A 26,220-nucleotide genomic window follows, 5' to 3' on the forward strand; every position below is an offset into this window, starting at 1 on the left:
GCGCTCACCCCAGGGCGTCCGCGGGCACTGCCGGGCACAGGCGGAACGAGGCCGGGTTGAACGCCGGGAGCATGAACGTTGCGAGCACGGCGTCGAGCATTTCCGGGGCCCAGGTGCTGTTCTCCCCCAGGGTCGCGCAGACACCCAGCACCACGGGCGTTCCGTCGGTGCGGCGGCGGATCTGGACCTGGACCGGCCCGGTCAGCCCGAGCGTGCGGACGGCGGCCAGGCCCAGCTTGCGCACATCCCCGGCCTGGTTCGCCGGCACCCTGCGGCTGACCTCGTCGCTGCCGGCGCGTCCATACGGAGTCCTGGTCTTCTCGAGGACCACCGCCACCGGCGCCATCGCGTTGCGTGCCGGGGTGCCGAACACCAGGCACACATAGTCGGCGCCCGGGATAAATTCCTGGACCAGTTGCCCCGCCGGCATGTTCTTCCAGCTAACGGAGTCGGTTCCGGCCAGCAGGTGGATACCATGGGAGCCTTTGAAGACCCGCGGCTTGACCACCACGGGGCCGCTGAGGCCGGCGAGGGAAGCCGGCGCGGCGGCGAGGTCGCCCGGAACCGCGAACCGGGGCACCGGGATGCCGGTGGCTTGCAGCGCCCAGGTGGTGAACAGGTGGTCGTTGGCGAGGGCCACCGCGGCGGGGTCGGCCACGATGATCCGCACGTCCTGGGCGAATCCCGCGCGGGCCGCGGCCAGGACCGGGAGTTCCACGGTGAGGGTCGGAATGATGACGTTGATGGCTTCGCGGTCCACCACCCGGCGCAGGTCCAGGACCATGTCCGGGTTCGTCGCCGGCAGGAGCCTGACCGCGGCGGCGGGAGCCTCCCCGGCCTGGCGGGTGTCGGCACGGGCGTCGGAGCCGAGGTACGGGAGGCCCCGGGCTTCGAGCTGGGCCGCGACGGCCCGTCCGGCGGCGCTTGTAATCCCGGTAACGAGTATGCGCGGGCCCACGATTGCTCCATTCCGCCGTCACCGGCCGGACCGCGGCTGCGGCTCCGACCGTTCCAGCCACCGATTCCCAGACAGCTTGTTGATGGACAGACGAGTCGATTCCGGGACTGCTTGATTCGCACATTGCTCGAATCACCTGCAGCTCCGGCCGACTCGTCGGACCTAATCCCCCCCAGTAAACGGCGAATCGTCCCGGCAGACACGAGTGGGCTGTACCCGAAACTGGAGCCCGCCACTACTCGCCCGGGCCGCGGTCCGGTTACGGAACATGACGACGGCGGCGGTGCGGGCCGGCGTCGCAGGTGTTACGTTTTTGGGGAGTAATGAGAACCGGTGCCAAGCCCTGACTGGCCGGTCGGCAACCCTCCCTTTCGCGGCGGGGTGCCTCAGGTGAATACTCGGCATTCGAGAATTCGAGCTGCAAGCGTGAAAGAGGAGATCCGTCGTGCCCGACACGTCAATACCCACAACAGCCGCACCCGGCACAGCACCCGGTTCAGCATCCGGGGGCGAGGAGAGGCTGGCCTACCGCCTGTTCACCGGGGCGGATGACCGCGCCTTTTGCGAGCGGGTGTCAGCCGCCCTGGCCGAGGGCTACGTGCTGCATGGAAGCCCCGCCGCCAGCTTCAACGGAAGCACCGTGATCGTGGCGCAGGCGCTGGTCCTGCCGGCCGCGATTGCCAGTGCGGACGCCGCCGTGGCCAATGCGGTTGATGAGCTCGACGCCGACGAATTTGGCGCCGACGGGGCCTTCGCGGGCCACGCATGAGCTACGCCGGAGACGTCAGCCCGCAGGAGGCGTGGGCCAAGCTGGAGGCCGGAGCCATCCTGGTGGATGTCCGGACCGAGGGCGAATGGGCCCACATCGGCATCCCGGACACCGCGGCCGCGGGCGAGAGCCGCAACGATCCGCTCTTCATCCAGTGGAACCTCGCCGGCGGCACGCCGAACCCGCACTTCGTGGAACAGCTAAGGCAGCAGGCGCCGGAGGACACCGCCGTCGAACTGGTGTTCCTTTGCCGTTCCGGGGCCCGGTCGATCGCGGCCGCGACGGCCGCGACGGCCGCCGGCTACACCTCGTACAACGTCCTTGAGGGCTTCGAAGGCGAGACCGACCGCTTTGGCGAACGCACCGTCAATGGCTGGAAGAACCGCGGCCTGCCCACCAACCTCGGAAAGATCTAAGTGACTTTCAATCCCGACGCCGCCGGCTGGGCGGCCGACACCCAGGCCGTCCGTGGCGGCCTTGACCGCACCGGCTTCCAGGAAACCACCGAGCCGATCTTCCTCAACTCAGGATTCGTCTACGAGTCCGCGGCTGCCGCCGAGCGCGCCTTCACCGGTGAGGACGAGCGCTTCGTCTACTCCCGCTACGGCAACCCCTCCGTCGCCACCTTCCAGGAGCGGCTCCGGCTGCTCGAGGGAACGGAGGCGTGTTTCGCGACGGCGTCCGGCATGTCCGCCGTCTTCACCGCCCTGGGCGCGCTGTTGGCGGCCGGCGACCGGGTGGTCGCGGCCCGCTCGCTGTTCGGCTCGTGCTTCGTGATCCTCAACGAAATCCTGCCGCGCTGGGGTGTCGAGACGGTCTTCGTGGACGGCCCGGACCTGGAGCAGTGGAAATCCGCGCTGTCCGAGCCGACCACGGCGGTGTTCTTCGAGTCGCCGTCGAACCCGATGCAGGAAATCGTGGACATCGCCGCCGTGAGCAAACTGGCGCACGCGGCCGGCGCCACGGTGGTGGTTGACAACGTCTTCGCCACCCCGCTGCTCCAGCGCTGCGGCGACCTCGGCGCGGACGTGGTGGTCTACTCCGGCACCAAGCACATCGACGGCCAGGGCCGCGTCCTGGGCGGGGCCATCCTGGGCACCAAGGAATTCATCGACGGGCCCGTCAAGCAGCTCATGCGGCACACCGGTCCGGCGCTTTCGGCGTTCAACGCCTGGGTGCTCACCAAGGGCCTGGAGACCATGGCCCTGCGCGTCAACCATTCCTCGGCCTCCGCGCTGCGGCTGGCCGAATGGCTCGAGGGACAGCCCGCGGTCGGCTGGGTAAAGTACCCGCTGCTGCCGTCCCACCCGCAGTACCCGCTCGCAGGGCAGCAGATGAAGGCCGGCGGGACCGTGCTCACCCTGGAGCTGCAGCCCTCCCCCGGGCGCACGGCGAAGCAGGCCGCGTTCGCACTCCTGGACGCGCTGCGGATCATCGACATCTCCAACAACCTGGGCGATGCCAAGACGCTCATCACGCACCCGGCCACCACCACGCACCGCGCGATGGGCCCGGAAGGCCGCGCGGCGATCGGGCTCAGCGACGGCGTGGTCCGGCTGTCGGTGGGCCTGGAGGATGTGGAGGACCTGATCCGCGACCTCGGCCAGGCGCTCAAGCAGGTCTAGGTGTACTGCCCAGGGACGTTGGTTCGGTGAATGTGATGACTCGCTGGAGTCGTTGACCTAAAGGTGAGGACCTCCGGTTGCACAGTGGAGTTGCTTAGACAACCGCTGCAGCGACCAGGAGGTCCTCGTGTCCCACGCTAATGCCGCTTTGACTCCACGCCAACGTTTGCGCGTCGCGCGTCTGGTCGTAGACCACGGCTGGCCGGTGTCCCGGGCTGCCGAGCAGTTCAATTGCTCCTGGCCCACGGCCAAACGGTGGGCGGCCCGCTACGCCGCGATGGGTCAGGACGGCATGGCCGACAGGTCCTCGCGCCCGCACCGGGTGGCGAACCGGACACCGCAGCAGCTGGTGCGCAAGGTAGTGCACCTGCGCTGGAAGCAACGGCTGGGGCCGGTCGCGATCGGGGCGAAGCTGGCCATGCCGGCCTCGACCGTGCACGCGGTTCTGGTCCGGTGCCGGCTGAACCGCCTGCACCACGTGGACAAGCGCACCGGGGAGGTCATCCGCCGGTACGAGCACGACAGGCCCGGGGCCATGATCCACGTCGACGTGAAGAAGCTCGGCAATATCCCCCACGGCGGCGGCTGGCGCTACGTTGGGCGGCAGCAAGGAGACCGGAACCGGGCAGGAACCCCGGACAAGGCGCGTAGCAGACACCGCGGGCCACTGATCGGCATCGCCTACGTGCACACCGTCATCGACGACCACTCCCGGGTCGCCTACGCAGAGATCCACAGCGACGAAACAGCAGCCACCGCAGTCGGAGTGCTCAGGCGGGCCGTGTCCTGGTTTGCCGCCCGCGGCGTCACCGTCGAGCGGGTCCTCTCCGACAACGGCTCAGCCTACAAATCCCACCTCTGGCGGGACACCTGCCGGGAGCTGAACATCAAGGCGAAGAAGACCCGCCCCTACCGGCCGCAGACCAACGGCAAGATCGAACGCTTCCACCGCACCCTCGCCGACGGATGGGCCTTCAAGCGCTTCTACGCCACGGAATCAGCCCGCAGAAACGCCCTCCCGGCATGGCTGCACCACTACAATCACCATAGGCCCCACACCGCAATCGGAGGCCAGCCGCCCATCAGCCGCTTAACCAACCTCCCTGGGCAGTACATCTAGGGCATCCCGCACCCGCAACTGTTGCGGGCTCCCGGTCAGGCCGGGCGCAACCGGCCCAGGGCCGAACGATTGTCTGCCGGCCCCTCGGCGACGGGCCCCTGGGTGGTCAGTTCGATGGCCCGCTCGACGACGGCGGGCAGGCCGCCGGCCCGGAACGGGCCGCGCTGCAGCTGCGAACCGGTGCCCTCTGCCAGAATCCGCTCGACGCCCTCGCGCGCCAGTTCCAGCTCGCCCTGTTCCTCAAGCACCGGGGCCACGAAGTCCACGAGCGCCCTGACCACGTCCGCGGCCGGGGCCGGGGTGAAGGTTCCGAAGTCCAGGAGCTCCCCGCGCAGTCCGCAATTGCTGGCCTGCCACGCGGCCATCCGCAGCAGCAGCGTGGGCACCGGGGCGGGATCGACGCCGTCGTCCCATTCCCGCGCGGCCGACTCCACGAGGGCGCGCACCAGTACGGCAATCAGGGCAGCATCCTCGGCCCGCAGGCAGACATCCGCGACCCGGATCTCCACGGTGGGATGCTGCCGGGCCAGCCGCGCGTCGAAATAGACCATCCCCTCATCCATCAGGACGCCGCTTTCGACCAGCCGGGTGACCACGCGGCGGTAGACGGGCAGGCTGCCGAAGATCATCGTCGGACCCGAGCCCGGCCAGCGGTTCCAGGCCTGGGTGCGGTAGCTTTCGAATCCGGTCTCGGCCCCGTTCCAGTAGGGGGAATTCGCGCTGAGTGCTATCAGCACGGCCAGCTTGTCGCGGATCCGGTCCATTACCGCCACGCCCTCCTCCGGAGACTCCACAAAGGTGTGGACGTGGAGGCCGCAGGTCAGCTGGTTCCGGACGGTGAGCCCGAAGCGCTGCTGCATGGTCATATAGCGCGGATTCGGCGTCAGGTGGGTGGCTGAGCCTTGGGGCGACGTGGCCAGGGCCGCGACCCGGCCGCCGTGCGCCCGGGCGGCCTGGTCCGCAAGGGACCGGCCACGCCTGAGCTGCCGGAGCAGTTCCGTGTATTCCAGGCACGGATGCGTCTGGGTCTCGATCTGTTCGAGCTTGAGCTCGTAGCTGAAGTCGGCGCCTTCGTGGACCGGTTTCTGTGCCGGGAGAACCCTGGCGGCTTCCTGTTGCGGCGGCACCAGACTCGGCAGCATGAGGTCAGCGAGGGCAAGCAGCATCCCCGATTCGGGGTCCACTATCAGCAGTTCTTCCTCCACGCCGAAGGTGCGCATGAATCTATTGTGCGTCAGGATCCGCCGAAACGCCCCACACCAACGCGGGGCTCAGTCTTGGAAATACTCGATCTTCGCCCCGATGGTGTTCAGCCGCTCGGCCAGGTCCTCATAGCCGCGTTCAATGACATAGATGTTCCGCAGCTCCGAGACGCCACGGGCCGCCAGCATGGCCAGCAGCAGGCAGGCGGCGGGGCGGAGGGCAGGCGGGCAGCCCACCTCGGCCGCTCGCCACTTGCTGGGCCCGTTGACGTAAATGCGGTGCGGATCGAGCAGCTGGACCTGGGCGCCGAGCTTGTTGAGCTCGGTCAGGTAGATGGCCCGGTTCTCGTAGACCCAGTCATGGATCATTGTCTGGCCGTGGGCGTTGGCGGCGATCACCGCGAAGAAGGGCAGGTTGTCGATGTTCAGCCCGGGGAAGGGCATGGGGTGGATCTTGTCCTCCGGCGCCCGCAGCTCCGAAGGCTTGGTGGTGACGTCCACCAGGCGGGTGCGGCCGTTGCGGGCAAAGTACTCCCCGGAAACCTCGAGCCGCTGGCCCATCTGCTCGAGCGTGGCGAGTTCGATTTCCATGAACTCGATCGGGACGCGGCGGATGGTGACTTCCGAGTTCGTCACGATGCCGGCGGTGATGAGGCTCATCGCCTCGATGGGGTCCTCGGACGGGAAGTATTCGATGTCGGCGTCGATCGACGGGCGGCCGGTGATCTTCAGCGTGGTGGTGCCAACCCCGGCGATGTCCACGCCGAGCATCTGCAGGTAGAAGCACAGGTCCTGCACCATGTAGTTCGGGCTGGCATTGCGGATGATGGTGGTGCCACGGCGGTGGGCTGCGGCCATGATGGCGTTCTCGGTGACGGTGTCGCCGCGTTCGCTGAGCACGAAGGAGCGGTCGTGACCGTCCGACGGTGGCGCCTGCACCGCGTAGAACCCGGACTTCGCCTCCACGCTAAGGCCGAACTGGCGCAGTGCCTGCATGTGCGGCTGCACGGTGCGGGTGCCGAGGTCGCAGCCGCCGGCGTAGGGCAGCCGGTAGGTGTCGGCCTCGTCCAGCAGCGGGCCCAGGAGCATGATGACGCTGCGGGTCCGTCGGGCCGCCTCCACATCCATGGAGGCCAGGTCCAGGACGGCGGGGCGGCGGATCTGGAGGTCGTTCGCGTTGAGCCAGGTGCACTCGACGCCGATGCTGGTCAGCACCTCCACGATCCGGTTGACTTCCTCGATCCGGGCAAGTCTGCGCAGCGTGGTGGTGCCGCGGTTGATGAGGCTGGCGCACAACAGCGCGACGCCGGCATTCTTGCTGCTGTTGACGTCCACCGCGCCGGCGAGGGTGCGGCCGCCCTCGACGCGCAGGTGGGTCATCTGGGGCCGGCCCACCTTGACGATGCTGTGCCCGACGATCGCCTCCAGGCGCTGGATCATCTTCAGGCTCAGGTTCTGCTTGCCCTGTTCCATCCGGGCGATGGCGCTCTGGCTGGTGCCCAGCTCGGCGGCGAGTTGCCCCTGGGTCCAGCCCTTGGCGCCGCGCGCCTCGCGGAGCAGGATGCCTACGTGTTCAGCAGTCGGTTGAGTCATGCTCCCGAAAATATCACGCATGATTTTTAAACCACGGCAATTCCGGCCGGAATGGCGCCAATCTCACACGGATACCCACGCCATGCGATAACCGGCAGGCCGCCGGAACTCCCGGGCCGCCCCGCCGGGCCTCCCGGGCTGCCCGGCCGGCGGCGCCGGTCTACTGGCGGGTGAGGAAGACGAGGTTCCAGGTGCCCGCGCCGAGGGCCGCGGCGACGGCGGCGGCGGCGATGCCGAGCCCGCCCAGCAGCACCCAGGCATCGAGTCCGCTGAACGTGGAGGGCCGGGCCCAGGTCCGGGCGGCACCGCCGAACCCGCGGGCCTCCATGGTCACCGCGAGCCGCGAGGCGCTCCGGATCGCCTGCACCAGCAGGCCGAAACTCTGGCCCAGCGTGGCGCGGAACCGCTGATAGGGGTTGCCGCTCGAGCCCACGCCGCGGGCCCGCCGGGCCATGCCGATGGTCTGCCATTGCTCGGCCATGATTCCGACGAGCCGCATCGCGGCCAGGGTGCCCAGGACGAACCGGTGCGGCAGTTTCGCGTTCTGGGCCAGGGCGTCGGCCAGGTCCGTGGGGTCGGTACAGCTCATCAGCAGCACCGCGGGCAATGCGATCGCGAGCCCGCGGAGCATGAAGCCGATCCCCAGCTGCAGGGAACCGGAGCTGACGGACCAGATCCCCGCATCGAGCAGGACGGGTCCGGAATCGGCCGCCAGGATGGCCGTGCTCCAGCCGCCCAGCGCCGCGGCGAGGATCAGCGGCCAGCCGCGCTGCCACAGCAAGGCCACAGTCAGGCCCGCCAGCGGCAGGAGCAGCAGTTCGAACGCCAGCGCCACCGACGCCGACACCCAGTCAATGGAGAGCGCCAGGACCAGGGTGATCAGGGTGACCGCCGTGAACTTGGCGAGCGGGTTGGCTCGGGTCAGCAGCGCGTGATTGCCGCGCAGGCTCAGGGCGTCCCTCATGGCGAGGCCCCCTCCGGCAGCTCGAGATCCGGGCCGGGAGCGTCCGCGGCGGCGGTTTCCCGTGGCCGGAGGCGGAGTTCGGCGCCGCCGAGGACGGCGCTGAATTCGGCGTCGTGCGTCACGGACACGACGGCGGTGCCGGCGTCGAGGAGCTCGGTGAGGAACGAGGCGAGTTCGGCCCAGGTATTGGCATCCTGGCCGAAGGTGGGCTCGTCCAGGACCAGCACCTGGGGGTGCGCCGCCAGCACAGTGGCAACCGAAAGGCGCCGCTTCTCGCCGCCGGAGAGCGTGTAGGGGTTGGCGTCCACAAGCTCCGTCAGCCGCAGCCGCTCCAGCAGTTCGTCCACGCGGTCTTCGCCGTACCCGAGGTGGCGCGGTCCGAACATGAGCTCGTCGAGGACCTTGCCGGTAACGAACTGGTGCTCGGGTTCCTGGAAGACGGTTCCGATCCTGGCGATCAGCTGCTGGGCCCTCCACCGGTAGGGATCGGGTCCGGCGCCGTCGCGTACGCGGCCACTGGAGCGACCACTGGAGTGACCAGTGGCAGGACTGCTCAGCTCCGCCGTGGCCGAGACTGTTCCCGCGACGGGCCGCAGGAGACCGGCCAGCGTCAGCGCCAGGGTGGACTTCCCTGTGCCGTTCTGTCCGGTGATGGTCAGCGCCTCGCCGGCGCGGACCCGGACCGAGACCCCGGACTGGACCGGACGCGGCGCGATGGTGCGGAAGCCGTCGCGCAGCCCGGCCCGCCGCGGCCGCTCGCGGGACACCGCGAGCGCGTCGGCCGCGAGCAGAGTCTGTCCCGCACCCCGCGCCGGTGTCCGCATCCGCGTCGCCGGGACGTAGCCCGGCACCCAGACGCCCGCACCGATGAGCATGTCCCGCGCCTCGGCCAGGACCCGGTCCGGCGGTCCGTCAATCAAGACCGCGGAGTCCGTGGCGGACCCCGGCTGCAGCACCACGATCCTGTCCACCAGGTCTTTCCAGACCCCCACCCGGTGCTCCACGACCACCAGCGTGGCGCCTGTCTTGTCCAGGCAGCGGCCCACAGCGTCGCGGACCTCCAGGACGCCCGCGGGGTCGAGGTTGGCGGTCGGCTCGTCGAGCAGCAGCAGCCCTGGCCGCATCGCGAGGATCCCGGCGAGCGCGAGCCGTTGCTTTTGCCCGCCGGAGAGGGCCGCCGTCGGGTGGTCCAGCGGCAGCTGTCCCAGCCCGACGTCGTCGAGGGCCTCGCGCACGCGCGGCCAGATCTCCGCCGCCGGGACGGCGAGGTTCTCCGCCCCGAAGGCGACGTCGTCGCCGAGGCGGGAGAGCACCACCTGCGTTTCCGGGTCCTGCTGCACCAGCCCGGCGCGGCCGCGCTGCGCCCGTGGCGCGGCGCCGTCGATCAGGAGGCTGCCGGTCTCGTCTGTGTTCTCGGCGTCGCCGGAGTCGCCCGGGTCCCCGGAGTCGCCGGCCGCGCCGTCGCCCAGAACGCCGGCCAGGGCGTGGAGCAGCGTCGACTTGCCGGCGCCGGAGGGCCCCAGCAGGAGCACGCGCTCCCCCGGCTGGATGTCCAGGTCAAGGCCGCTGACGGCGGGCCTGGTCCGTCCGGCATGCCGCCAGCCCCAGCCGCGGGCCGTGACGGCGGCCGGCCGGACGCCCGGTGAAGATCTCATGATTCTCTGCAGGATTCAGCGACGGGGCTCAGGAGAAGACGGGCTCCGTGGCGGCCTTGCGGGAGGCAAAGGAGCCCAGCACTCCGGTTTTCGCCAGGCCGCGGGTGGCGAGCCAGGCCAGTCCGCCGGCAATCACTGCGCCGGAGATCGTGGTGAAGACGATGTAGGCGAGCTTGTCGCCGGCTTCGTAGGCGATGTTCCAGCCCCACGGCAGGAAGGAATCGTTCAGGCCGCAGAAGAGGCCCGCGCCGGCGCCGGCCAGCACGGAGACGGGCAGGTTGAACTTCTTGTAGAGGAAGGCCGCGAAGACCAGTTCGGCGCCGAGGCCCTGCAGGATGCCGGAGATCAGCACCGTGGTGCCGTACTGCGAACCCATGATGAGCTCGCCGGTGGCCGCGACGGTTTCGCAGAAGAGCGCGGCGCCCGGCTTGCGGATGATGAGCATGCCCAGCACTGCCGGGATCATCCAGCCGCCGGCGTAGAGTCCGCTCAACGGCGGGTAGACCGCGTTGACCGGAGTCGAGATCAGGTTCGCGCCCTGGGACCAGGCCCAGAAAATGACGCCGCCGGCAACGGCGATCAACGCGGCCACCACAATGTCCACCACGCGCCAGCTGTAGTTGCGCCGGGCGGATGAACGGCTGGCGGAACCATGCTGTGCTGAAATATCTGTCATGTCGTCCTCCTGAGGAACAGGAGGGGAGGGTGCGCCGGCCGGTCTCGGCTTCCGCCGCCCTCCGCGCATCCTGAGAACTCGACTCCCTTGCGCCGGTACTAACCGGATCAGGTTCGAGGGTCTGCGGCTGTCCGCACTCTCAGCGCCCACCAAAGGTTTCCCCGGATTGTTCCGGCGATGCCCGACGGCGGCGCTCCCCTGTCGTAATTATTTTCGCCCTTGTGGGCTGGCTCAGTTTACACCCGGACGGCCGGGATTTCAGTGGTGTGCCGTCACAATCGTGGACCGGACGGCGGCAGTCCCGGCGGCCCGGAAAACCCTCTTGGTAGAGTCGTCGTGCCGGACCCCCGGACCCGCCAGCGGGCGGCCTCGTCACCCACCGGAAAGCTGGAATATTTTGTCGCACACACCGGTCACCCAAGATCCCTCCGGGGAATACGATCCCGACTCCAATGAGCCGCAGCCGCGGGGTTCCCTGGCGGCGCTCATTGGCCGCGTGCTGGCCGAGATAGAGGCGCTCCAGTTCGCGTCGTTCAGCAAGGATGACGCCCTGGACCTCGGGCTCCTCCTTGTCGAGCTGGGCAGGCAACGCTCGCTGCCCATCGCCGTCGACATCACCAAAGGCGAGCAGGTGCTCTTCCACGCCGCGCTGGACGGCGCCACACCGGACAATGAGCGCTGGATCAACGCCAAGAAGCGTACCGCCCTGCGGTACGAGGTCCCGTCCCTGCTGGTGGGCCTCCGGGCCCGCGCTGCCGGCGGAAGGATCGAGGACAACGCCTGGTGGGATCAGTCGGAGTTCGCCGCCCACGGCGGGGCGTTTCCCATTTACGTGCGCGGCACGGGCGCCGTCGCCGTCGTCACCGTCTCCGGCCTGCCCCAGAAGGCGGATCACGAACTCGTGGTCGAGGCCCTGCGGATGGTCCTCACCCCGGAACGCTAGGCTAGGGGAAAACCGTTCCCGTCCCAAGGAGACCGAAGAATGAACATCCTCATCAAGCTGCTCGGCACCGGCGTCAGCCTCCTGGCCGGCTTTGCCGGCACCAAGCTGGTGGACACCATGTGGGAAAAGTCCACGGGCAACAAGCCGCCCAAGGGCCAGGAGGACGACGTTCCCACCACCCTGCGCTCGGCCCTGACGTTCGCCCTGATCTCCGCCTCGGTCAGCGCCATCATCCAGGTGCTCGCCAACCGCGGCACCCAGCGCGCGATCACCCGCTTCGCCAAGACCCAGGACGTCGTCTGACCTGACCCGACCAGCCGCGGCGCCCGCCGCGGCAGTCGAAGGCCCCGGCCGGGTCCGCCGGGCCGGACGGGGGCTCAGCGGTCGTCGTCGTCGTTCGCTCCGTGCGTGGCCGCCTGCTGGGCGGCCTTCTGGACTACCGCCTCGAGCTCGTCGGAGCTCAGCAGCTCCGGGTGCAGGTGCTTGGTCCGGTAGCCGGCCCGGCCCACCATGTGGGCGGACACGGGGACGGTGAGCAGCTGGAAGAGCCAGGCCACCAGCAGGACGGGCCACACCGACCAGGTGCGCATCTGCAGGCCGAGGGCCGCCAGCAGCAGGAAAAGGCCGAGGACCTGCGGTTTGGTGGCCGCGTGCATCCTGCTCATGAGGTCCGGGAATCGCAGCAGCCCGATGGCGGCCGCGAGGGACATCAGGGCTCCGGTCACCATGAACACGGCGGAGACGGCGTCGATCACTGTGTCAGGATTCACGGACGCCCTCCCGTCTGTCGGCCACGAACCGGGCCACGGTGACCGAGCCGACGAAGCCGATCAGGGAAATGGCAACGAGCAGCATCAGGTTGTTCAGGTGCCGGTTGGCGGCCATGTCGATGCACAGGGCCGCGCCGAAGATGGCCAGCAGCACGTCGGCGGCCAGAACCCGGTCCAGCAGCGAGGGCCCCCGCGCGATCCGGACGATCGCCCCCGCGGCGGCCAGGGACAGTACGACGGCGGTCACCGTCAGGACGGTCTGCATCATGCGGCGGTCTCCTGTGTCAGGGCGGAAAGTTCGGCTTTGGTCCCCATGATCCGGATCAGCCCGGCCTCGGTGTCCCGGACCTCTTTGCGCAGCTTGGCCGCGTCCTCGGCGTTGCGGACGTTGATGCCGTGGATGTAGAGCGTGGACGTCGACCTGTCCACCTCCACCACGAGGGACCCGGGAATCAGCGAGATCACGTGCCCGGTGGCCGTGACCAGGAGGTCTGAATGGCTTCGGAGCGGCACGGCTACGACTGCGCTGACCACGTTGGGGCCGCGGACCACGGCCAGGTACAGGACCTGGAAGCTTGCCGCGACGACTTTTCCGAGGAAGATGAGGGCGAACGGCACGGCGCGGAGCACGTTGAAGCGGCCGCCGAGTTCCACCGGGGGCAGATAGAAAATGCGCGCCACGAGCACCGCGATGAGGGCGCCGAAGAGGAGATTGCCCGGGCTGAAGTTCTGCCAGAGCGCGCCCCAGACAAAGACGAGCCAGACCAGCAGCGGCAGTTCCTGGCGCAGCGAGATCCTTTTCCGGTTCATTTTCCGCCGCCCTCCCGGACCTGCACCGGATGGAGCGACGGGGGCACCGGCGGCACGGGCGCGTCCGGGCCGAGCACGGCCTGGATGTAGGAGGTCCGGTCCAGCATCTCCTGGGCGGACTGGTCGGCCACCCTGAACAGCGGCCCGGCAAAGACCGTCAGGGCCACGCCAAAGACCACCAGGCCCAGGGTGGAGCCCACCATGGTGCGGGGCAGCAGGGTCACATTCGTCTTGCCGGCCCGGTCACCCGTGGCGGAGTCGGCCGGCGCTGCCAGGAGCACCGGATCGGGGTGTTCGGCGTCCCCGGGCTTGCGCCAGAACGCCCGGTTCCAGACCCTCGCGATCGCCAGCAGGGTCAGCAGGCTCGTCAGCACGCCGCCGATCACCAGGGCGTAGGCCAGCGGCGTCCCCAGTTCCACGCCTGCCTGAAGCAGCCCCAGCTTGCCCAGGAAACCCGAGAACGGCGGGATTCCGGCGAGGTTCATGGCGGGAATGAAGAACAGGACCCCCAATACCGGGGAGAGCTTGGCCAGTCCCGCCACGCGGTCCATGGACGAGCTGCCGCCGCGGCGTTCAATCAGGCCGGTCACCAGGAACAGGCTGGTCTGGACAGTGATGTGGTGGGCCACGTAGAACACCGCGGCGCCCAGACCGGCCACGGTGGACATGGCCAGGCCGAACACCATGTAGCCAATATGGCTTACCAGGGTGAAGGACAGGAGCCTCTTGATGTCACTTTGGGCCAGGGCGCCGAGGATGCCCACCACCATGGTCAGCAGCGCCGCGACCATGAGCGGGGCGTTGAGCGCATCCCCCGGGAATAGCAGCGTTTCCGTGCGGACCATCGCATAGACGCCCACCTTGGTCAGCAGCCCGGCAAACACCGCGGTGACCGGGGCCGGGGCGGTGGGGTAGGAGTCAGGGAGCCAGAAGGACAGCGGGAAGACGGCGGCCTTGATGCCGAAGGCCACCAGCAGCATGACGTGCAGCAGCGTCCGGGTGCCCTGGTCGAGGTCGCCGAGCTTGATGGCGAGGTCCGCCATGTTGATGGTTCCGGTGGCGCCGTAGATCATGGCGATCGCGATCAGGAACAGCACCGAGGACACGACGGAGACCACCACGTAGGTCACGCCGGCCCGGATGCGCGGGCCTGTCCCGCCGAGTGTGATGAGCACGTAGCTGGCCGTCAGCAGGATCTCGAAGCCCACGTAGAGGTTGAAGAGGTCTCCGGTGAGGAAGGCGTTGGACACCCCGGCCACGAGGATCAGGTAGGTCGGGTGGAAGATCGAGACCGGCGCGTCGCGGTCGCCGTCGGCCATGCCCTGTCCCGTTGCGTAGATCAGCACCGCAAGGCTCACGGCCGAGGACACCACGAGCATGAGGGAGGAGAACTGGTCCACCACCAGCACGACGCCCCACGGCGGCAGCCAGCCGCCGATGTTCACCGCGGCCGTGCCGCCATCCCAGACGGAGGCCAGCAGCCAGCATTCCAGCAGCAGTGTCAGCGTCAGCACGGCGATGCTGACCGCGCGCTGGACCCTGGGGTGATGGATGAGCAGAAAGGTCAGGGCGGCGCCCAGGATGGGGAGTACGACGGCGAGCGGGGCAAGGCTGGTGATGTTCACTCTCCGCCTCCTTCCGGGCTAGGGTCAACGTTGAGGGAACCGGGCTGTTCTTCAGAGGCGGCCTTGTCGGCCCGCACGGGGCGGTCACCGGACATGACCGTGGCCAGCGGGAACTCCGACGTCTCGACCGGGATCACGGAGTCGTCCTCGGCATCGAAGCTTGGCGTTTCCGCGACGCGGCGGTCCTCGGCGTCGTCCTGGATTTCATCCTGGCGGGCCAGGACCCAGGTGCGGTAGATGATGCCCAGCATGAACGCCGTGACGGCGAAGGAGATCACGATCGAGGTCAGGATCAGGGCCTGCGGCAGGGGGTCGTTGTAGTCCCCCGCCGGGGTGTCCTTGTCGAAGAGCGGCGCCAGCCCGGCGTAGCCGCCGGTGGCGAGGATCAGCAGGTTCGTGGCGTTGGCCAGCAGCATGAGGCCCAGCAGGACCCGGGTGAGGCTGCGTTCAAGGAGCAGGTAGATGCCACAGGCGTAGAGGGCGCCCATGACCGTCAGCAGGGTCAGGTTGACGCTCATGTTCTCCCCTTGGCAGTGGTTTCCGCGTCGGCGGACTCGTCGGCGGACTCGGCGGGGACCCCGCCTGGGAATCCTCCGCTGTCCCGGTCTTCGGCGGCCCCCTCTTCGGTCGTCTCGGGTTGCTCTTCGAAGTGCTCGTCGATCTCCGCGCCGAGGCTGCGCAGCACATCCAGGGCCAGTCCGACGACCACGACGTAGACACCGATGTCGAAGATGGTCGAGGTGACGAACTTGATGTCGCCGAAGACGGGCAGCCACAGCTCCACGATGGCGCTCTGGAACACTTCGCCGCCCAGCAGCAGCGGCGTCATTCCGGCGGCGGCCGCCGTGGCCAGACCGATCCCCAGCAGGGTGCCGGCGCCGACTGGTGTCGCTTCGCGCAGTTCGAAGCGGCCGCCGGCCAGGTAGCGGATGGTCAGGGCGAGGCCGGCGGTGAGGCCGCCGGCGAAGCCGCCGCCGGGCAGGTTATGGCCGGCGAGGAGCAGATAGATGGAGAACACGATCATCGAGTGGAAGATGAGGCGGGTGACCACCTCGAAAATGATCGAGCGGCGTTCGGGTGCCAGGGTCCGGCCGGCCACCAGCCAGGCGTCGCGAGTGGCGGCAGCGAACCGCCGGTTCATCGCCAGGGCGGCGTCTTCCCTGGTGCTGCCCCTGGCCCCGGTCCGCCGGCCCACGGTCCCTTCCGCGACGCTCGCGGATGTCCGGATGCGGTCACCGCGGCCGCGGACGAAGATGAGGCTTGCGACGCCGGTGGCGGCCAGGGCCAGGACCGAGATCTCGCCAAAGGTGTCCCAGGCCCGGATGTCCACAAGGGTCACGTTGACGACGTTGAGTCCGCCGCCGCCCTCATAGGCCAGTTGCGGGAACTGCAGGGAGACCGGCGGCGCCACCCGGGCGCCGAGGGCGTGGATGGCCACGAAAATCATGGTGACGCCGAATGCCAGGCCGATCACCACGCGGATGACCCTGTACTTGCCGCCGGTGCGGTCCCGCAGCCCCGGCGGAAGGCTCCGCATGGCCAGCACGAACGCCACCAGGATCATGGTTTCGACCAGCATCTGGGTCAGGGCGAGGTCCGGGGCTCCCTGCAGGGCGAACATCATGGCAATCCCGTAGCCGGTGACGGACACCATCAGGACGGCCAGGAACCGTTTGTTGGCGCGCACCGCGGCCAGCGCCCCGATCACGATTCCGGCGCCGGCCACCAACTGCAGCGGCGAGCCGGGATCGATGACATAGAGACCGGGCGGCAGCGGTTTGTTGGCCAGCAGCAGCGCCGTCAGCGGCAGGACGAACGCCACGGTCAGGATGACGGACAGGTAGAAGAAGAGCGAACCTCGCTGGGTCCGGCCGGTGATCCATACCGCGGTGTCGTCCAGGGCGCCGATCGTCAGCTGGTAGGCACGGTCGCTGTCGATCCAGCCCGGCACCAGCGCCTGCAGCCGGGCCACGGCGTTGCGGCCGTAGAACATCGCCAGGCCCAGGACGAACGTCACTGCGGTCAGGCCCAGGGCCGGGGTGATGCCGTGCCACAGCGCCAGGTGCCCGGGCGGGGCCTCGGAGCCGTGCACAAAAAGCTCCGCGTAGGGCTGGATCCAGGCGTCAACGGTGGCAGGCCACAGCCCGTAAAGGATTGTGAGGAGGCTCAGGATCGCCGGTGCGGCGAGGAACGCCGGTTTGACCGGCTTGAAGGCCGTGGGCTCCACGCCGGGCTTGAGGGCGAAGGCTCCCCACATGAACCTGGCGCTGTAGGCGAAGGTCAGGATGGAGCCCAGGACCACACCGGCCAAGAGCCAGGGTCCGGTCCCGGTCTCCGACTTGTACTGGAGGAAGGCCTCGAACACCGATTCCTTGGCGACGAATCCGGCCAGCGGGGGCACGCCCGCCATCGAGGCCGCGCCGATCGCCGCGACGACCGCCAGTGCCCTGGCCGATCCGTAGACGCCGGAGAGCTCGCGGATGTCCCGGGTCCCGGACTGGTGGTCGATGATGCCCACCACCAGGAAGAGCGTGGCCTTGAACAGCCCGTGCGCCAGGAGCAGGGCTATTCCGGCGAGTGCCGCGTCGGGGGTGCCGAGGCCCACCACCATGGTCATGAAGCCCAGCTGGCTCACGGTGCCGTAGGCGAGGATGAGCTTGATATCTGTCTGCCGGAGGGCCCGGTAGCCGCCCACCAGCATGGTGGCCAGGCCCAGGCCGAGCACGATCGGCAGCCAGGCCGCGGTGTCCGCGAATCCGGGGGCCAGCCGGGCCACAAGGTAGATCCCGGCCTTCACCATGGCCGCGGCGTGCAGGTAGGCGCTCACGGGAGTGGGGGCAGCCATTGCGCCGGGGAGCCAGAAGTGGAACGGCACCAGGGCGGATTTGGTGATCGCACCGATCAGGATGAGGACGACGGCGGCGTTCACGACCCCGCCTGCGGGGCCGGCGACCAGGGTGGGAGCCAGGTCCATGATGGCCTGGATCCGGTAGGTTCCGGCCGTCGAACCGAGCATGATGAGCCCCACGAGCATGGCCAGGCCGCCGGCGGTGGTCACCACGAGTGCCTGCAACGCCGAGCGCCGCGCGGACAGCCGGGTGCGGGCGTAGCCGATCAGCAGGTAGGACAGCACTGTGGTCAGTTCCCAGAAGATGAACAGCAGCAGAAGGTCATCAGCGGTAACGAGGCCGAACATCGCCCCGGCGAAGGCCAGGAGCTGGGCGCCGAAACCGCCGAGGTAGTCGTCCTTGTCCTTGAAGTAGCGGGCGCAATAGACCAGCACCAGCGCGCCCACCCCCAGCACCAGCAGGGACATGACCCAGGCCAGGGCGTCCATCCGGAACGCGAGTTCGAGCTGCAGCCCGGGAATCCAGGGGATGACTTCGGTAATCGCCCCGTCAGAACCTGAATAGACTGTGCCTGAATAGACTGCGTCGTGCTGCAGCAGCAGCCAGATAAAGGAGGCCGCGGGGACCGCGGCCAGGGCGAAGAACGAATTCCTGCCAAACTTTCGGAACAGCAGCGGGGCCACAGCAGCCACCGCAAAGTGCACGGCAAGGACTGTGATCACTGGTATCTCCGCAACGTCAGAAAGTCGATTGTCAGCAAGTTGGAGCAGGCGGGTCATTTGTTAGGTTCGGTGCCGTCAGTTTACCAAGCGTGTACAAATTCTTTTGGCCGAGACACCGGTCACTGAACAATTCGACGCAAATGTGAAGCCGGGGCTAAACCCTGCCTGGCAAAACCCCCTGCCGCTCCCCCTCGGAGGACGCCCGGGGCGGCTACGATTCTGGCTATGAACACTGCCGCCGCCCCAGAGGCCATGCGCCCCTCGGAACTGGAATCGGGAAGTCCCGTCCCGCACCGTGGCCGGATCCTCGCGTGGGCCTCGTGGGACTGGGGTTCGTCAGCCTTCAATGCCGTCATGACAACGTTCGTTTTCACCGTCTACCTGACCTCCAAGGCATTCGGCGGGGAGGACCAGGCCTCGGCAGTCCTGGGCGCCGCGCTGGCCGTCGCCGGCGTGGCCGTTGCCCTCCTGGCCCCGGTCACCGGGCAGCGCTCGGACACGGGCGGCCGGCGGAAGCTGTGGCTGGGGGTCAACACGGCCGCCGTCGTCGTCCTGACCGGGTTGTGCTTCTTTGTCTTCCCGCGGCCGGACTTCCTGATCCTGGGCGTCACGCTCATAGCGCTGGGCAACGTCTTCTTCGAGTTTGCCGGGGTCAACTACAACGCCATTCTCACCCAGATCTCCACCCCGCGGAACATCGGCAAAGTGAGCGGCTTCGGCTGGGGAATGGGGTATCTCGGCGGCATCGTCGCGCTGCTGGTTGTGCTCCAGCTTTTCGTCCAGCCCAGCGTGAACTGGTTTGGCGCCTCCACCGCGGACAGCCTGAACATCCGGCTGGTGGCGGTGTTTTCGGCCCTGTGGTTCCTCGTCTTTGCACTGCCCGTGCTGTTCGCGGTCCCGGAGCTGCCGCGCTCGGACCGGGGCGCCGGGCTGGGGTTCCTCGCCTCCTACGGCCTGCTCGTACGGCGCATCAAGGCGATCTACCGGACCAGCCCGCACACTATCTACTTCCTCCTCGCGAGCGCCATCTTCCGGGACGGGCTGGCAGCTGTCTTCACCTTCGGCGGGGTGATCGCGGCCGGCACCTTTGGCTTCGAGCTCAAGGACGTCATCTTCTTCGCGATCTTCGGAAATGTCGTGGCGGCCGCCGGCGCCATCCTCGGCGGCTTCCTGGATGACAGGATCGGGCCGAAGACCGTGATTATCGCGTCTCTGGCCGGCCTGCTGGTCGCGGGTACCGCGATCCTGGTCCTCGGCAACGGCAGTTACATGTTCTTTGGCATGGCCTGGGCCGGGACCACCACGTTCTGGGTCTTCGGCCTGCTGCTGTGCCTCTTCGTGGGGCCGGCCCAGTCGTCCTCCCGCGCCTACCTCGCCAGGCTCGCCCCGCACGGCGAATCCGGCGAGCTCTTCGGCCTCTACGCCACCACGGGCCGGGCCGTAAGCTTCCTAGCCCCCGCGCTCTTCACGCTGTGCATCGCCGTCGCCGCACCCTTCGTAGCGGAGGGCGAGGCCCAGCGCTGGGGCATCCTCGGCATCATGGTGGTGCTGCTCGTGGGCCTGCTCGTGCTCCTGCCGGTCAAGGCCCCCGATCAGACCGAAATCGCGGTGGTCCCCGAGTCCTGAGGCGGCCGAATCAACGGTTCGCGCACTAGGCTGAGGGTATGAACGTGGATGAGACGGACCTCCCCGGCCTCGGCCGGCGCAAGGACTTCATGACTGCCTCCGGACGCCGGATCGGCGTTGTCGAATACCGCGAGGGCCAGACGGAACTCATCGTCTCGACCTGGGACGATCCTGACACCTGCCAGGCCTCTGTCCCGCTGACTGCGGATGAGGCCGCCGCCCTGGGCAACCTCCTGGGCGGCCAGCGCATCGCCATGCAGCTCTCGGAAGCCCACCGGGAAATCCCGGGTATTGTCACGCGCCAGTTTTCGATCAGCGCTGAGTCACCCTTCCAGAACCAGCCGATGGGGAAGGCGTGCATCCGGACCCGGAGCGGGGTCTCGATCGTGGCTATCATGCGCGAAGGCGAGGTCGTGCCCTCCCCGGGACCCGACGTCGTTCTCCACCCCGGTGACCTCCTCGTTGCGGTGGGTACGCAAGAAGGCCTGGACACGGCGGCCGGCATCCTGCGCAACGGATAAGCCGGATGGATCCGCTCGCGCTGACTCTGATCGAGCTGGGGGCCGTCGTCTTCTGCCTCGGCCTGCTGGCCAGATTGGCCGGGCGGATCGGCATGTCCCCCATCCCGCTCTATCTGGTGGGCGGGCTGTTCTTCGGGGCCGGGGGCCTGGTCAAGCTCGAAGGCATGCACGAGTTCGCGCACCTTTCCGGCGAGATCGGCGTAATTCTCCTGCTGCTTATGCTTGGGCTGGAATATACGGCGTCCGAGCTCGTCACCGGCCTGCGGCGGTCCTGGCAGGCCGGCGTCCTGGACCTGCTGCTCAATTTCCTGCCCGGTGCCGGGCTCGCGGTGATGCTGGGATGGGGCGTCGTGGGGGCCATGGTGATGGGCGGCGTCACCTACATTTCATCGTCCGGGATCGCCGCCAAGGTCATCACGGATCTTGGCCGGATCGGCAACCGGGAAACTCCGGTGGTCCTCTCCATCCTGGTGTTCGAGGACCTCGCCATGGCCGTGTACCTGCCGGTCCTGACCGCCACGCTGGCCGGCGTCAGCATCCTGCTGGGGCTGCAGACGGTGGGGATCTCCCTTGCCGTCGTCAGCCTGGTCCTGGTGGTGGCCCTTCGGCACGGACACCACGTGTCCAAGGCCGTGCACAGCGAAAACTCCGAAGTCTTCCTGCTCAATCTGCTCGGCTTGGCACTTCTCGTCGCGGGGCTCGCGGCCGCCATGCAGGTTTCTGCTGCCGTGGGGGCGTTCATGCTCGGCATCGCGATTTCCGGGGCCACGGCCCACAGCGCCACGCGCATCCTGGAGCCGCTCCGGGACCTCTTCGCGGCCATCTTCTTTGTTGTTTTTGGCCTCAACACCGACCCCCGGTCCATCCCCCCGGTCCTGGGCTGGGCCCTGCTGCTGGCCCTGGTGACGGCAGCCACCAAGGTGGTCACCGGGTACTGGGCGGCCAAGCGGGCCGGGATTGGCATTCCCGGCCGCTACCGCGCGGGCGCGGCCCTGATCGCACGCGGCGAGTTCTCGATTGTCATCGCCGGCCTGGCCGTTGCCTCCGGCGTGGTGCCCGCCGATCTGGCAGCCCTCGCCACCGCCTACGTTCTGATCATGGCGATCGTGGGGCCGCTGGCTGCCCGCTTTGTGGAGCCGCTGGTCCGGCTCCTGCGCCGTCCGGCACGGCGGCCCGCGTTCCGGACCTCGGGCCCGGCGTAACGCTGCCGCCCTGCGACTCAGCGCACTGGGTGCCTGGCCAGGAGGCTGGCTTGGCTGGCGCGGCCGTCCGGCCTGGCAGCCGTCCCGCCTAGATGTTGGTGAGGTGGAAATTCAGGTGGCTGCGGCTGGCCGTGGGCCCGCGCTGGCCCTGGTAGCGGTTGCCGTATTCCCCCGAACCGTAAGGGTGCTCCGCGGCCGAGGACAGCCGGAAGAAGCACAGCTGGCCGATCTTCATGCCGGGCCAGAGCTTGATGGGCAGCGTGGCCATGTTGGACAGTTCCAGCGTGACGTGGCCGGAGAATCCGGGATCGATGAAACCCGCCGTCGAGTGCGTCAGCAGGCCGAGCCGGCCGAGCGAGGACTTGCCCTCGAGGCGGGCCGCGATGTCATCCGGCAGCGTCACGGTCTCGTACGTGGAGCCAAGGACGAACTCCCCCGGGTGCAGGATGAACGGCTCGCCGGACTCAACTTCCACCAGGCGGGTCAGCTCGGGCTGTTCCTCGGCCGGGTCAATGTGGGCGTATTTGTGGTTGTCGAACAGCCGGAAGAACTTGTCGATCCTGACGTCCACCGAGGACGGCTGGACCATGTCGGGGTCGAAGGGTTCGAGGACAATCCGCTGGGAGTCAATTTCGGTTCGAATGTCGCGGTCAGAGATCAGCACAGGTTCAAAAGTACCGCACTCACTACGGTCCGCCTGGCCGGAGGCCTGTATTACACCCTGGGCGCCGGTCGGATAACAGCGCCCAGGGCTCGTGAACCGGCTACGGGACCGCCGCCGTCACATTGTCCAGCAGCACAGTGATCGGCGCATTGTTAGCACTGCTGGAAAGATACGTGAATAACCCGACGCCGCCCGCCGCCTGCAGAGCCGCCGTCGTGTCAGTCACGGAGCGCTGCCAGCTTACCGGTTCGGCCGTCCCCACTTCCCAGACTTTGGCGCGGATCGTGGTGGTCCCCGTGCCCGTGACCTGCAGGCGCATTGCCAATCGATCGCCGACGGCATAGTTCAGGCCACCGATCGTGAGTCCACTCTGGATCGTGGTTTCGGCACCGCTGGCCGATGTCCTGATCAATGACAGGTTCACAGCTCCCGTGGATGTCACCTGGGCCTTGGCCCGGTATTCTCCGGATCCCGCAACCCGTCGTCCGACTGCCGAGAAATACAGACCGGAACCGGTGGCGGGTTTGTCGGTCGCAAGCTCAAGGTAGAGGTCGGTGGCCGAGGAACTGACAGAACCCAGATAGGCGTACTTGACGGCGCCTGGAGAGGCGATGCGCAGGCGTCCTGTCCCGCTGGCCACGGAATAATCGCTCGTGCTGCCCGTCACGGACCATGGGCCACCCGTTTCCGCGGTGCCGAGACCATTACTGACCGTCCTGTTGAACGTGTCCTGGGCAAACGGTGCTGTGCCAGCTGTTGTTGTGACGGTTCGCGTTGTCGCGTTTGTGGCTCCGCCGTTGTCAGTGACAGTCAGGGTGACGTCGTAGCTGCCGGGGGCGGCGTAGGAGTGCGACGGCGAAGGGCCGCTGCCGCCGATGCCGTCACCGAAGTCCCAGGCATAGCTTGCTATGATGCCGTCCGGATCTGTGGACGCCGACGCGTCGAATGCACAGGTGAGACTAGAGCAGGACGAGGTGAAGGACGCGGCTGGAAGCACATTGCCCCCCGCCGAAGCGACGATGAAGGCATCCGTGAACGCCCCGTCCGTGGCGACAAATCCGGCCTCCAAGGTGGTGGCGGTGAACTTCATGTCCAGCAGGCCGTGACTTGGGTTCAGGTTGAGCCCCGAATAGGCGGCGAAGTACGGTGTTTCCGGATCGGCGGTATTGACGTCGCGCAGGCCTATGCCGCCCGTCCCGACAGTTGCGAATACGGAGCCGGCTCCCTTGGCCAGGGAATTGTCCCCGTCACGCACGCAGGATGGGTTGTAGACGCCAGGCTGGAGCCCCGCGCATCCGGCTGCTACTGAAAGCTGCTTGCTGCGCTGATAGTGATGTTCATGGCCGTTCAGGACGACGTCCACTTTCTTGCTGAGAAGCAGGTTAGTAATGTCGGTGCCTGCAACGCAGTCGTATATACCGATCGAGATGCAAGGTGTGTGCATAGCCACCACGACCCAGGGTATGGACGCGGACCGGGCTCCGTCGATTGCTGCTGCTGTCCAGTTATAACGAGGGCTGCCGACGGAGTAGTCAGGGGTTCCGCCCGTAAAAGGAATTCCCGGAGTGATAAATACAAATCGTGCCAATGGATTCTGCTGTGGGACATCGACGTAGTATTGCCGGCCGTAGGTCCCTACCGCCCCGGGAAGCTGGTTGGGCAAGCAAGCAGAAAAATCATTAATGTTTCCGTTCTGTCCGTTGCTTTCGTGGTTGCCCGACACCAGCGCGAACGGGAAGCCCGCGCCTGTGCGGGCTGTGACGAAATCGCACCAGGACTGCTCTGCTCCGGTGGCACCGTAGGAAAGGTCACCCAGGGCCAGGTGCAGGTCCGGTTTGAGCTGTCCGACTCGGGAGAGGACACCGGCAGCGGCGGCTGAAGTGGAATAATCGCCCGCCGCTGTGACGCGAAGTTCCCCCGGAACGGCGGGGACGACGGCGGCTTCGGCAGCCTCCGTTCTCCCGGGCAGCAGTTGGGCCATCGCCGGACTCCAGGCCACCGATCCGGCGAAGACAAGGGCAGCGCTCGTAACCGACACCGTGACGAGATGCCAAAACGTGGCGACACGGAGCGTTAATCGCCTCTTCGTTGCGCTCGCGGCACGCTTATCCGTGCGCCGGTTCCGAACAGCGAGCCACTTCTTACCCGTCATCGGCTGCGGAGGCCCGCTGTGATGGCCATGGCTGGCATCGGGCGGCTGGGGCGGCGACGGTGCACACTCCGTTGATGGACCGCTGTTTTCAACGCTCATGCTGCCCCCTCATGAATTTGCTTCGAACGGCATCGCTGGTGATGTGCTGGGCCGGCACTTCAGCGATACATTCCGCTCAACCCAGCACACCACTTGTGTGCTGGGTTGAACGGTAAGCTGAGCCCCCTTCGGGTCCCCGAGTATGCGGTACTCGACTTTCTCGCCGTTTCGTCGGTCCTACTCGCATTTGTACTTGCATCTGCCTTGAGCAATGCATGCTCCATCAGGGCGCAACAGACCCGCAGGGTTTGCCTCGGGGCATATCGAACCGACGGTAATGCGAAGAGTCGGCCAACTATTTTTCGGCTGCCTATTACTTTCCAGAGTCCGCTGTTTCGAGCGAACCAGCCGCTTTGGGCTGTCGGTTGACATATGGAACACGAGTCTGCAGCCAGGCCGTCACTGGCAGTTCCACAAACCGATAAATTAGCGTGGTTGCAACCAGTGCCGCCGCGATCGACAGCAGGACAGAAACGACGCCGTTCGTGACTCCCAGCCGAACCAGCACTTCGGGTATTGCTGGCGCAATTAACGGATGAAACAGGTACAGGGAGTAGGACGCGGCTCCCAGAAACGTCGCGAACTTTGGGACCCCTCGTCCAATGAGCGGCTCAAGCCAGGCTACCGCCAAGACGATTGCGCTTACCGCGAGCATTTCGAAGAAACGATTGTTCAACGAACCATCTATATCGGGGTGGATCACCATGTATAAAATCCCGAGTGCAAGTACCGCAAGGACCGCCGGCGCCAAGCGGCGGCGCGTTCGGGGGTTGAGAGTCAACTTCGCAATGAGCATGCCCACAAGGAAATAGAGAACGATCGGATCAAAGTAGACGGCCCAGGCAGGCCAGTTGGCTCCGCGGAACAGAGATCCGCAAGCCACAAGGACTAGCACGCCCCCAGCCAGGTAGATGACGTTCGCCCTGACGAGCAGCGCAACGGCAAAGACTGCGTAAAAGAACATCTCGAACACCAAAGTCCAGCCAACACCCAAGAGTGGTTCCACGGCTCCGTCCGCGTTACGTGAGGGCAGGAACAAGTATGAAAGGACAACCTTGCCGGGATCAAGCGCTGAATGAAGAACCGCCGCAGGCAGTACCAACATCGTTAGTAATTTGACCGTGGTGGCCATCCAGTACATCGGAACAATGCGGATTATTCTCCGCATTGAAAAGTACTTCCAGCCGTCCCGAGTACCGGCGAGAGAAGTCGTCGAGGCAACCATGACAAAACCGCTGATCACGAAAAACACCCGGACGCCAACCACGCCGTCATTCCAGACGGGGACCGATGACGACAGTCTTTCGTGAGCATAAAAGGTCGAGTGTGTGACCACTACCAGTAGTGCGGCGATGAAGCGAAGGGCCTGAATACCCTGGAACTTACCCGGTTTGGCCTGCGGCAAGTCCGTCCGCTGGGCGGCCGATTTATCTTGGTCTTTCGGCGAGCCGAGCCTCGAAAATCCGATGAGTCGCATTCGTTACCTCTTCGTCCTCACAAACAAACACCAGGAGCGGAAACACGGCATTGCTCCGACCCTAGTGCATCTGCCGGCTCCGTGGGGTTTTGCGTGCGGGATTTTTCTGTCGGTAAATTTCCACAGGCTCTCCCGCCGTGCGCATCCGTGGCAGCCTGCCATCACGGCCCTTGGGAAGGAAGCCAGGCTGGAACATAG

24 protein-coding genes and 2 riboswitches are annotated in these 26,220 nt (G+C 67.2%); of the genes, 9 read left to right on the forward strand and 15 right to left on the reverse strand.

Going from position 1 to position 26,220, the window contains the following annotated elements; all coding sequences use genetic code 11:
• Nucleotides 1-4: 4 nt before the first annotated feature.
• The gene (locus AC1DKN_RS15205) at nucleotides 5-958 is read right to left on the reverse strand and encodes an ATP-grasp domain-containing protein (protein WP_476871737.1); all 954 of its coding nucleotides are present in this window, start codon (nucleotides 956-958) and stop codon (nucleotides 5-7) included.
• Nucleotides 959-1,277: 319 nt separating this feature from the next.
• Nucleotides 1,278-1,391: riboswitch (SAM riboswitch) on the forward strand.
• Between the two features lie 27 nt (nucleotides 1,392-1,418).
• Here AC1DKN_RS15205 and AC1DKN_RS15210 point away from each other — a divergent pair.
• From AC1DKN_RS15210 to AC1DKN_RS15225, 4 genes are all read left to right on the forward strand, one after another.
• Nucleotides 1,419-1,727, forward strand: coding sequence for a DUF1737 domain-containing protein (locus AC1DKN_RS15210; RefSeq protein ID WP_476871783.1), 309 nt, complete (start codon nucleotides 1,419-1,421; stop codon nucleotides 1,725-1,727).
• Entirely contained in the window at nucleotides 1,724-2,143 is a 420-nt protein-coding gene (locus tag AC1DKN_RS15215) for a rhodanese-like domain-containing protein (protein WP_476871738.1), read from the forward strand. The genes AC1DKN_RS15210 and AC1DKN_RS15215 overlap by 4 nt, the downstream gene beginning before the upstream one ends.
• A complete protein-coding gene (locus tag AC1DKN_RS15220; protein WP_476871739.1) occupies nucleotides 2,144-3,352 on the forward strand; it encodes an O-succinylhomoserine sulfhydrylase in 1,209 nt (402 codons plus the stop codon).
• A 127-nt stretch (nucleotides 3,353-3,479) separates the two neighbouring features.
• On the forward strand, nucleotides 3,480-4,472 hold the full coding sequence (locus tag AC1DKN_RS15225) for an IS481 family transposase (protein ID WP_476871740.1): 993 nt from the start codon (nucleotides 3,480-3,482) through the stop codon (nucleotides 4,470-4,472).
• A gap of 35 nt (nucleotides 4,473-4,507) precedes the next feature.
• Here the strand turns inward: AC1DKN_RS15225 and AC1DKN_RS15230 are convergent, their stop codons facing one another.
• The 5 genes from AC1DKN_RS15230 to AC1DKN_RS15250 form a co-directional block, all read right to left on the reverse strand.
• A complete protein-coding gene (locus tag AC1DKN_RS15230) occupies nucleotides 4,508-5,692 on the reverse strand; it encodes a glutamate--cysteine ligase 2 (protein WP_476871741.1) in 1,185 nt (394 codons plus the stop codon).
• A gap of 51 nt (nucleotides 5,693-5,743) precedes the next feature.
• Complete coding sequence (locus AC1DKN_RS15235) at nucleotides 5,744-7,267, reverse strand: UDP-N-acetylglucosamine 1-carboxyvinyltransferase (RefSeq protein ID WP_028275394.1); 1,524 nt, start codon at nucleotides 7,265-7,267, stop codon at nucleotides 5,744-5,746.
• A gap of 160 nt (nucleotides 7,268-7,427) precedes the next feature.
• On the reverse strand, nucleotides 7,428-8,231 hold the full coding sequence (locus AC1DKN_RS15240; protein WP_476871742.1) for an energy-coupling factor transporter transmembrane component T family protein: 804 nt from the start codon (nucleotides 8,229-8,231) through the stop codon (nucleotides 7,428-7,430).
• The gene (locus tag AC1DKN_RS15245) at nucleotides 8,228-9,886 is read right to left on the reverse strand and encodes an ABC transporter ATP-binding protein (protein ID WP_476871743.1); all 1,659 of its coding nucleotides are present in this window, start codon (nucleotides 9,884-9,886) and stop codon (nucleotides 8,228-8,230) included. Before AC1DKN_RS15245 ends, AC1DKN_RS15240 begins: the two co-directional genes overlap by 4 nt.
• Nucleotides 9,887-9,914: 28 nt before the next feature.
• Nucleotides 9,915-10,562: an ECF transporter S component gene (locus tag AC1DKN_RS15250; protein WP_028275391.1), complete on the reverse strand. Its 648-nt coding sequence runs from the start codon at nucleotides 10,560-10,562 to the stop codon at nucleotides 9,915-9,917.
• Nucleotides 10,563-10,628: 66 nt separating this feature from the next.
• Nucleotides 10,629-10,772, reverse strand: a riboswitch (TPP riboswitch).
• 187 nt (nucleotides 10,773-10,959) lie between these two features.
• Here AC1DKN_RS15250 and AC1DKN_RS15255 point away from each other — a divergent pair.
• Together AC1DKN_RS15255 and AC1DKN_RS15260 are read left to right on the forward strand one after the other, a co-directional pair.
• On the forward strand, nucleotides 10,960-11,505 hold the full coding sequence (locus AC1DKN_RS15255) for a heme-degrading domain-containing protein (protein WP_476871744.1): 546 nt from the start codon (nucleotides 10,960-10,962) through the stop codon (nucleotides 11,503-11,505).
• A 39-nt stretch (nucleotides 11,506-11,544) separates the two neighbouring features.
• On the forward strand, nucleotides 11,545-11,808 hold the full coding sequence (locus tag AC1DKN_RS15260; RefSeq protein WP_223915203.1) for a DUF4235 domain-containing protein: 264 nt from the start codon (nucleotides 11,545-11,547) through the stop codon (nucleotides 11,806-11,808).
• A 74-nt stretch (nucleotides 11,809-11,882) separates the two neighbouring features.
• On the opposite strand, the gene mnhG is transcribed toward AC1DKN_RS15260, so the two are convergent.
• The 6 genes from mnhG to AC1DKN_RS15290 are packed head-to-tail and all read right to left on the reverse strand — an operon-like array spanning nucleotide 11,883 to nucleotide 18,281.
• Nucleotides 11,883-12,233 (reverse strand): monovalent cation/H(+) antiporter subunit G, encoded by a 351-nt coding sequence (gene mnhG, locus AC1DKN_RS15265; protein WP_476871784.1) that lies wholly within the window; start codon nucleotides 12,231-12,233, stop codon nucleotides 11,883-11,885.
• A 31-nt stretch (nucleotides 12,234-12,264) separates the two neighbouring features.
• Entirely contained in the window at nucleotides 12,265-12,543 is a 279-nt protein-coding gene (locus tag AC1DKN_RS15270; RefSeq protein WP_018774043.1) for an MrpF/PhaF family protein, read from the reverse strand.
• Nucleotides 12,540-13,085, reverse strand: a complete 546-nt coding sequence (locus AC1DKN_RS15275) for a Na+/H+ antiporter subunit E (protein WP_028275387.1) — start codon at nucleotides 13,083-13,085, stop codon at nucleotides 12,540-12,542. The genes AC1DKN_RS15270 and AC1DKN_RS15275 overlap by 4 nt, the downstream gene beginning before the upstream one ends.
• The gene (locus AC1DKN_RS15280) at nucleotides 13,082-14,710 is read right to left on the reverse strand and encodes a Na+/H+ antiporter subunit D (protein WP_476850770.1); all 1,629 of its coding nucleotides are present in this window, start codon (nucleotides 14,708-14,710) and stop codon (nucleotides 13,082-13,084) included. Before AC1DKN_RS15280 ends, AC1DKN_RS15275 begins: the two co-directional genes overlap by 4 nt.
• The gene (locus AC1DKN_RS15285; protein WP_230009245.1) at nucleotides 14,707-15,228 is read right to left on the reverse strand and encodes a Na(+)/H(+) antiporter subunit C; all 522 of its coding nucleotides are present in this window, start codon (nucleotides 15,226-15,228) and stop codon (nucleotides 14,707-14,709) included. Before AC1DKN_RS15285 ends, AC1DKN_RS15280 begins: the two co-directional genes overlap by 4 nt.
• On the reverse strand, nucleotides 15,225-18,281 hold the full coding sequence (locus AC1DKN_RS15290) for a Na+/H+ antiporter subunit A (protein ID WP_476871745.1): 3,057 nt from the start codon (nucleotides 18,279-18,281) through the stop codon (nucleotides 15,225-15,227). Before AC1DKN_RS15290 ends, AC1DKN_RS15285 begins: the two co-directional genes overlap by 4 nt.
• A gap of 225 nt (nucleotides 18,282-18,506) precedes the next feature.
• On the opposite strand from AC1DKN_RS15290, the gene AC1DKN_RS15295 reads away from it, so the two are divergent.
• The 3 genes from AC1DKN_RS15295 to AC1DKN_RS15305 are packed head-to-tail and all read left to right on the forward strand — an operon-like array spanning nucleotide 18,507 to nucleotide 21,630.
• On the forward strand, nucleotides 18,507-19,907 hold the full coding sequence (locus tag AC1DKN_RS15295) for an MFS transporter (RefSeq protein WP_476871746.1): 1,401 nt from the start codon (nucleotides 18,507-18,509) through the stop codon (nucleotides 19,905-19,907).
• Between the two features lie 38 nt (nucleotides 19,908-19,945).
• A complete protein-coding gene (locus AC1DKN_RS15300; protein WP_028275382.1) occupies nucleotides 19,946-20,428 on the forward strand; it encodes a cation:proton antiporter regulatory subunit in 483 nt (160 codons plus the stop codon).
• A gap of 5 nt (nucleotides 20,429-20,433) precedes the next feature.
• Nucleotides 20,434-21,630: a cation:proton antiporter gene (locus AC1DKN_RS15305; protein ID WP_476857318.1), complete on the forward strand. Its 1,197-nt coding sequence runs from the start codon at nucleotides 20,434-20,436 to the stop codon at nucleotides 21,628-21,630.
• Between the two features lie 88 nt (nucleotides 21,631-21,718).
• Here the strand turns inward: AC1DKN_RS15305 and dcd are convergent, their stop codons facing one another.
• The 3 genes from dcd to AC1DKN_RS15320 form a co-directional block, all read right to left on the reverse strand.
• Nucleotides 21,719-22,294, reverse strand: a complete 576-nt coding sequence (gene dcd, locus AC1DKN_RS15310) for a dCTP deaminase (RefSeq protein WP_026538211.1) — start codon at nucleotides 22,292-22,294, stop codon at nucleotides 21,719-21,721.
• A gap of 100 nt (nucleotides 22,295-22,394) precedes the next feature.
• The gene (locus AC1DKN_RS15315) at nucleotides 22,395-24,545 is read right to left on the reverse strand and encodes a PKD domain-containing protein (RefSeq protein ID WP_476871747.1); all 2,151 of its coding nucleotides are present in this window, start codon (nucleotides 24,543-24,545) and stop codon (nucleotides 22,395-22,397) included.
• A 313-nt stretch (nucleotides 24,546-24,858) separates the two neighbouring features.
• A complete protein-coding gene (locus AC1DKN_RS15320; protein ID WP_476871748.1) occupies nucleotides 24,859-26,022 on the reverse strand; it encodes an acyltransferase family protein in 1,164 nt (387 codons plus the stop codon).
• Between the last annotated feature and the right edge of the window lie 198 nt (nucleotides 26,023-26,220).

The organism is Arthrobacter sp. 01N444 (assembly GCF_056399305.1).

Coding starts and splice junctions, on each gene's coding strand:
- AC1DKN_RS15300 (WP_028275382.1), top strand. CDS start 19,946: ATGAACGTGGATGAGACGGACCTCCCCGGCCTCGGCCGGCGCAAGGAC.
- AC1DKN_RS15215 (WP_476871738.1), top strand. CDS start 1,724: ATGAGCTACGCCGGAGACGTCAGCCCGCAGGAGGCGTGGGCCAAGCTG.
- AC1DKN_RS15315 (WP_476871747.1), bottom strand. CDS start 24,545: ATGAGCGTTGAAAACAGCGGTCCATCAACGGAGTGTGCACCGTCGCCG.
- mnhG (WP_476871784.1), bottom strand. CDS start 12,233: ATGGTGACCGGAGCCCTGATGTCCCTCGCGGCCGCCATCGGGCTGCTG.
- AC1DKN_RS15245 (WP_476871743.1), bottom strand. CDS start 9,886: ATGAGATCTTCACCGGGCGTCCGGCCGGCCGCCGTCACGGCCCGCGGC.
- AC1DKN_RS15260 (WP_223915203.1), top strand. CDS start 11,545: ATGAACATCCTCATCAAGCTGCTCGGCACCGGCGTCAGCCTCCTGGCC.
- AC1DKN_RS15270 (WP_018774043.1), bottom strand. CDS start 12,543: ATGATGCAGACCGTCCTGACGGTGACCGCCGTCGTACTGTCCCTGGCC.
- AC1DKN_RS15250 (WP_028275391.1), bottom strand. CDS start 10,562: ATGACAGATATTTCAGCACAGCATGGTTCCGCCAGCCGTTCATCCGCC.
- AC1DKN_RS15235 (WP_028275394.1), bottom strand. CDS start 7,267: ATGACTCAACCGACTGCTGAACACGTAGGCATCCTGCTCCGCGAGGCG.
- AC1DKN_RS15285 (WP_230009245.1), bottom strand. CDS start 15,228: ATGAGCGTCAACCTGACCCTGCTGACGGTCATGGGCGCCCTCTACGCC.
- AC1DKN_RS15305 (WP_476857318.1), top strand. CDS start 20,434: ATGGATCCGCTCGCGCTGACTCTGATCGAGCTGGGGGCCGTCGTCTTC.
- AC1DKN_RS15320 (WP_476871748.1), bottom strand. CDS start 26,022: ATGCGACTCATCGGATTTTCGAGGCTCGGCTCGCCGAAAGACCAAGAT.
- AC1DKN_RS15230 (WP_476871741.1), bottom strand. CDS start 5,692: ATGCGCACCTTCGGCGTGGAGGAAGAACTGCTGATAGTGGACCCCGAA.
- AC1DKN_RS15275 (WP_028275387.1), bottom strand. CDS start 13,085: ATGAACCGGAAAAGGATCTCGCTGCGCCAGGAACTGCCGCTGCTGGTC.
- AC1DKN_RS15295 (WP_476871746.1), top strand. CDS start 18,507: ATGAACACTGCCGCCGCCCCAGAGGCCATGCGCCCCTCGGAACTGGAA.
- AC1DKN_RS15240 (WP_476871742.1), bottom strand. CDS start 8,231: ATGAGGGACGCCCTGAGCCTGCGCGGCAATCACGCGCTGCTGACCCGA.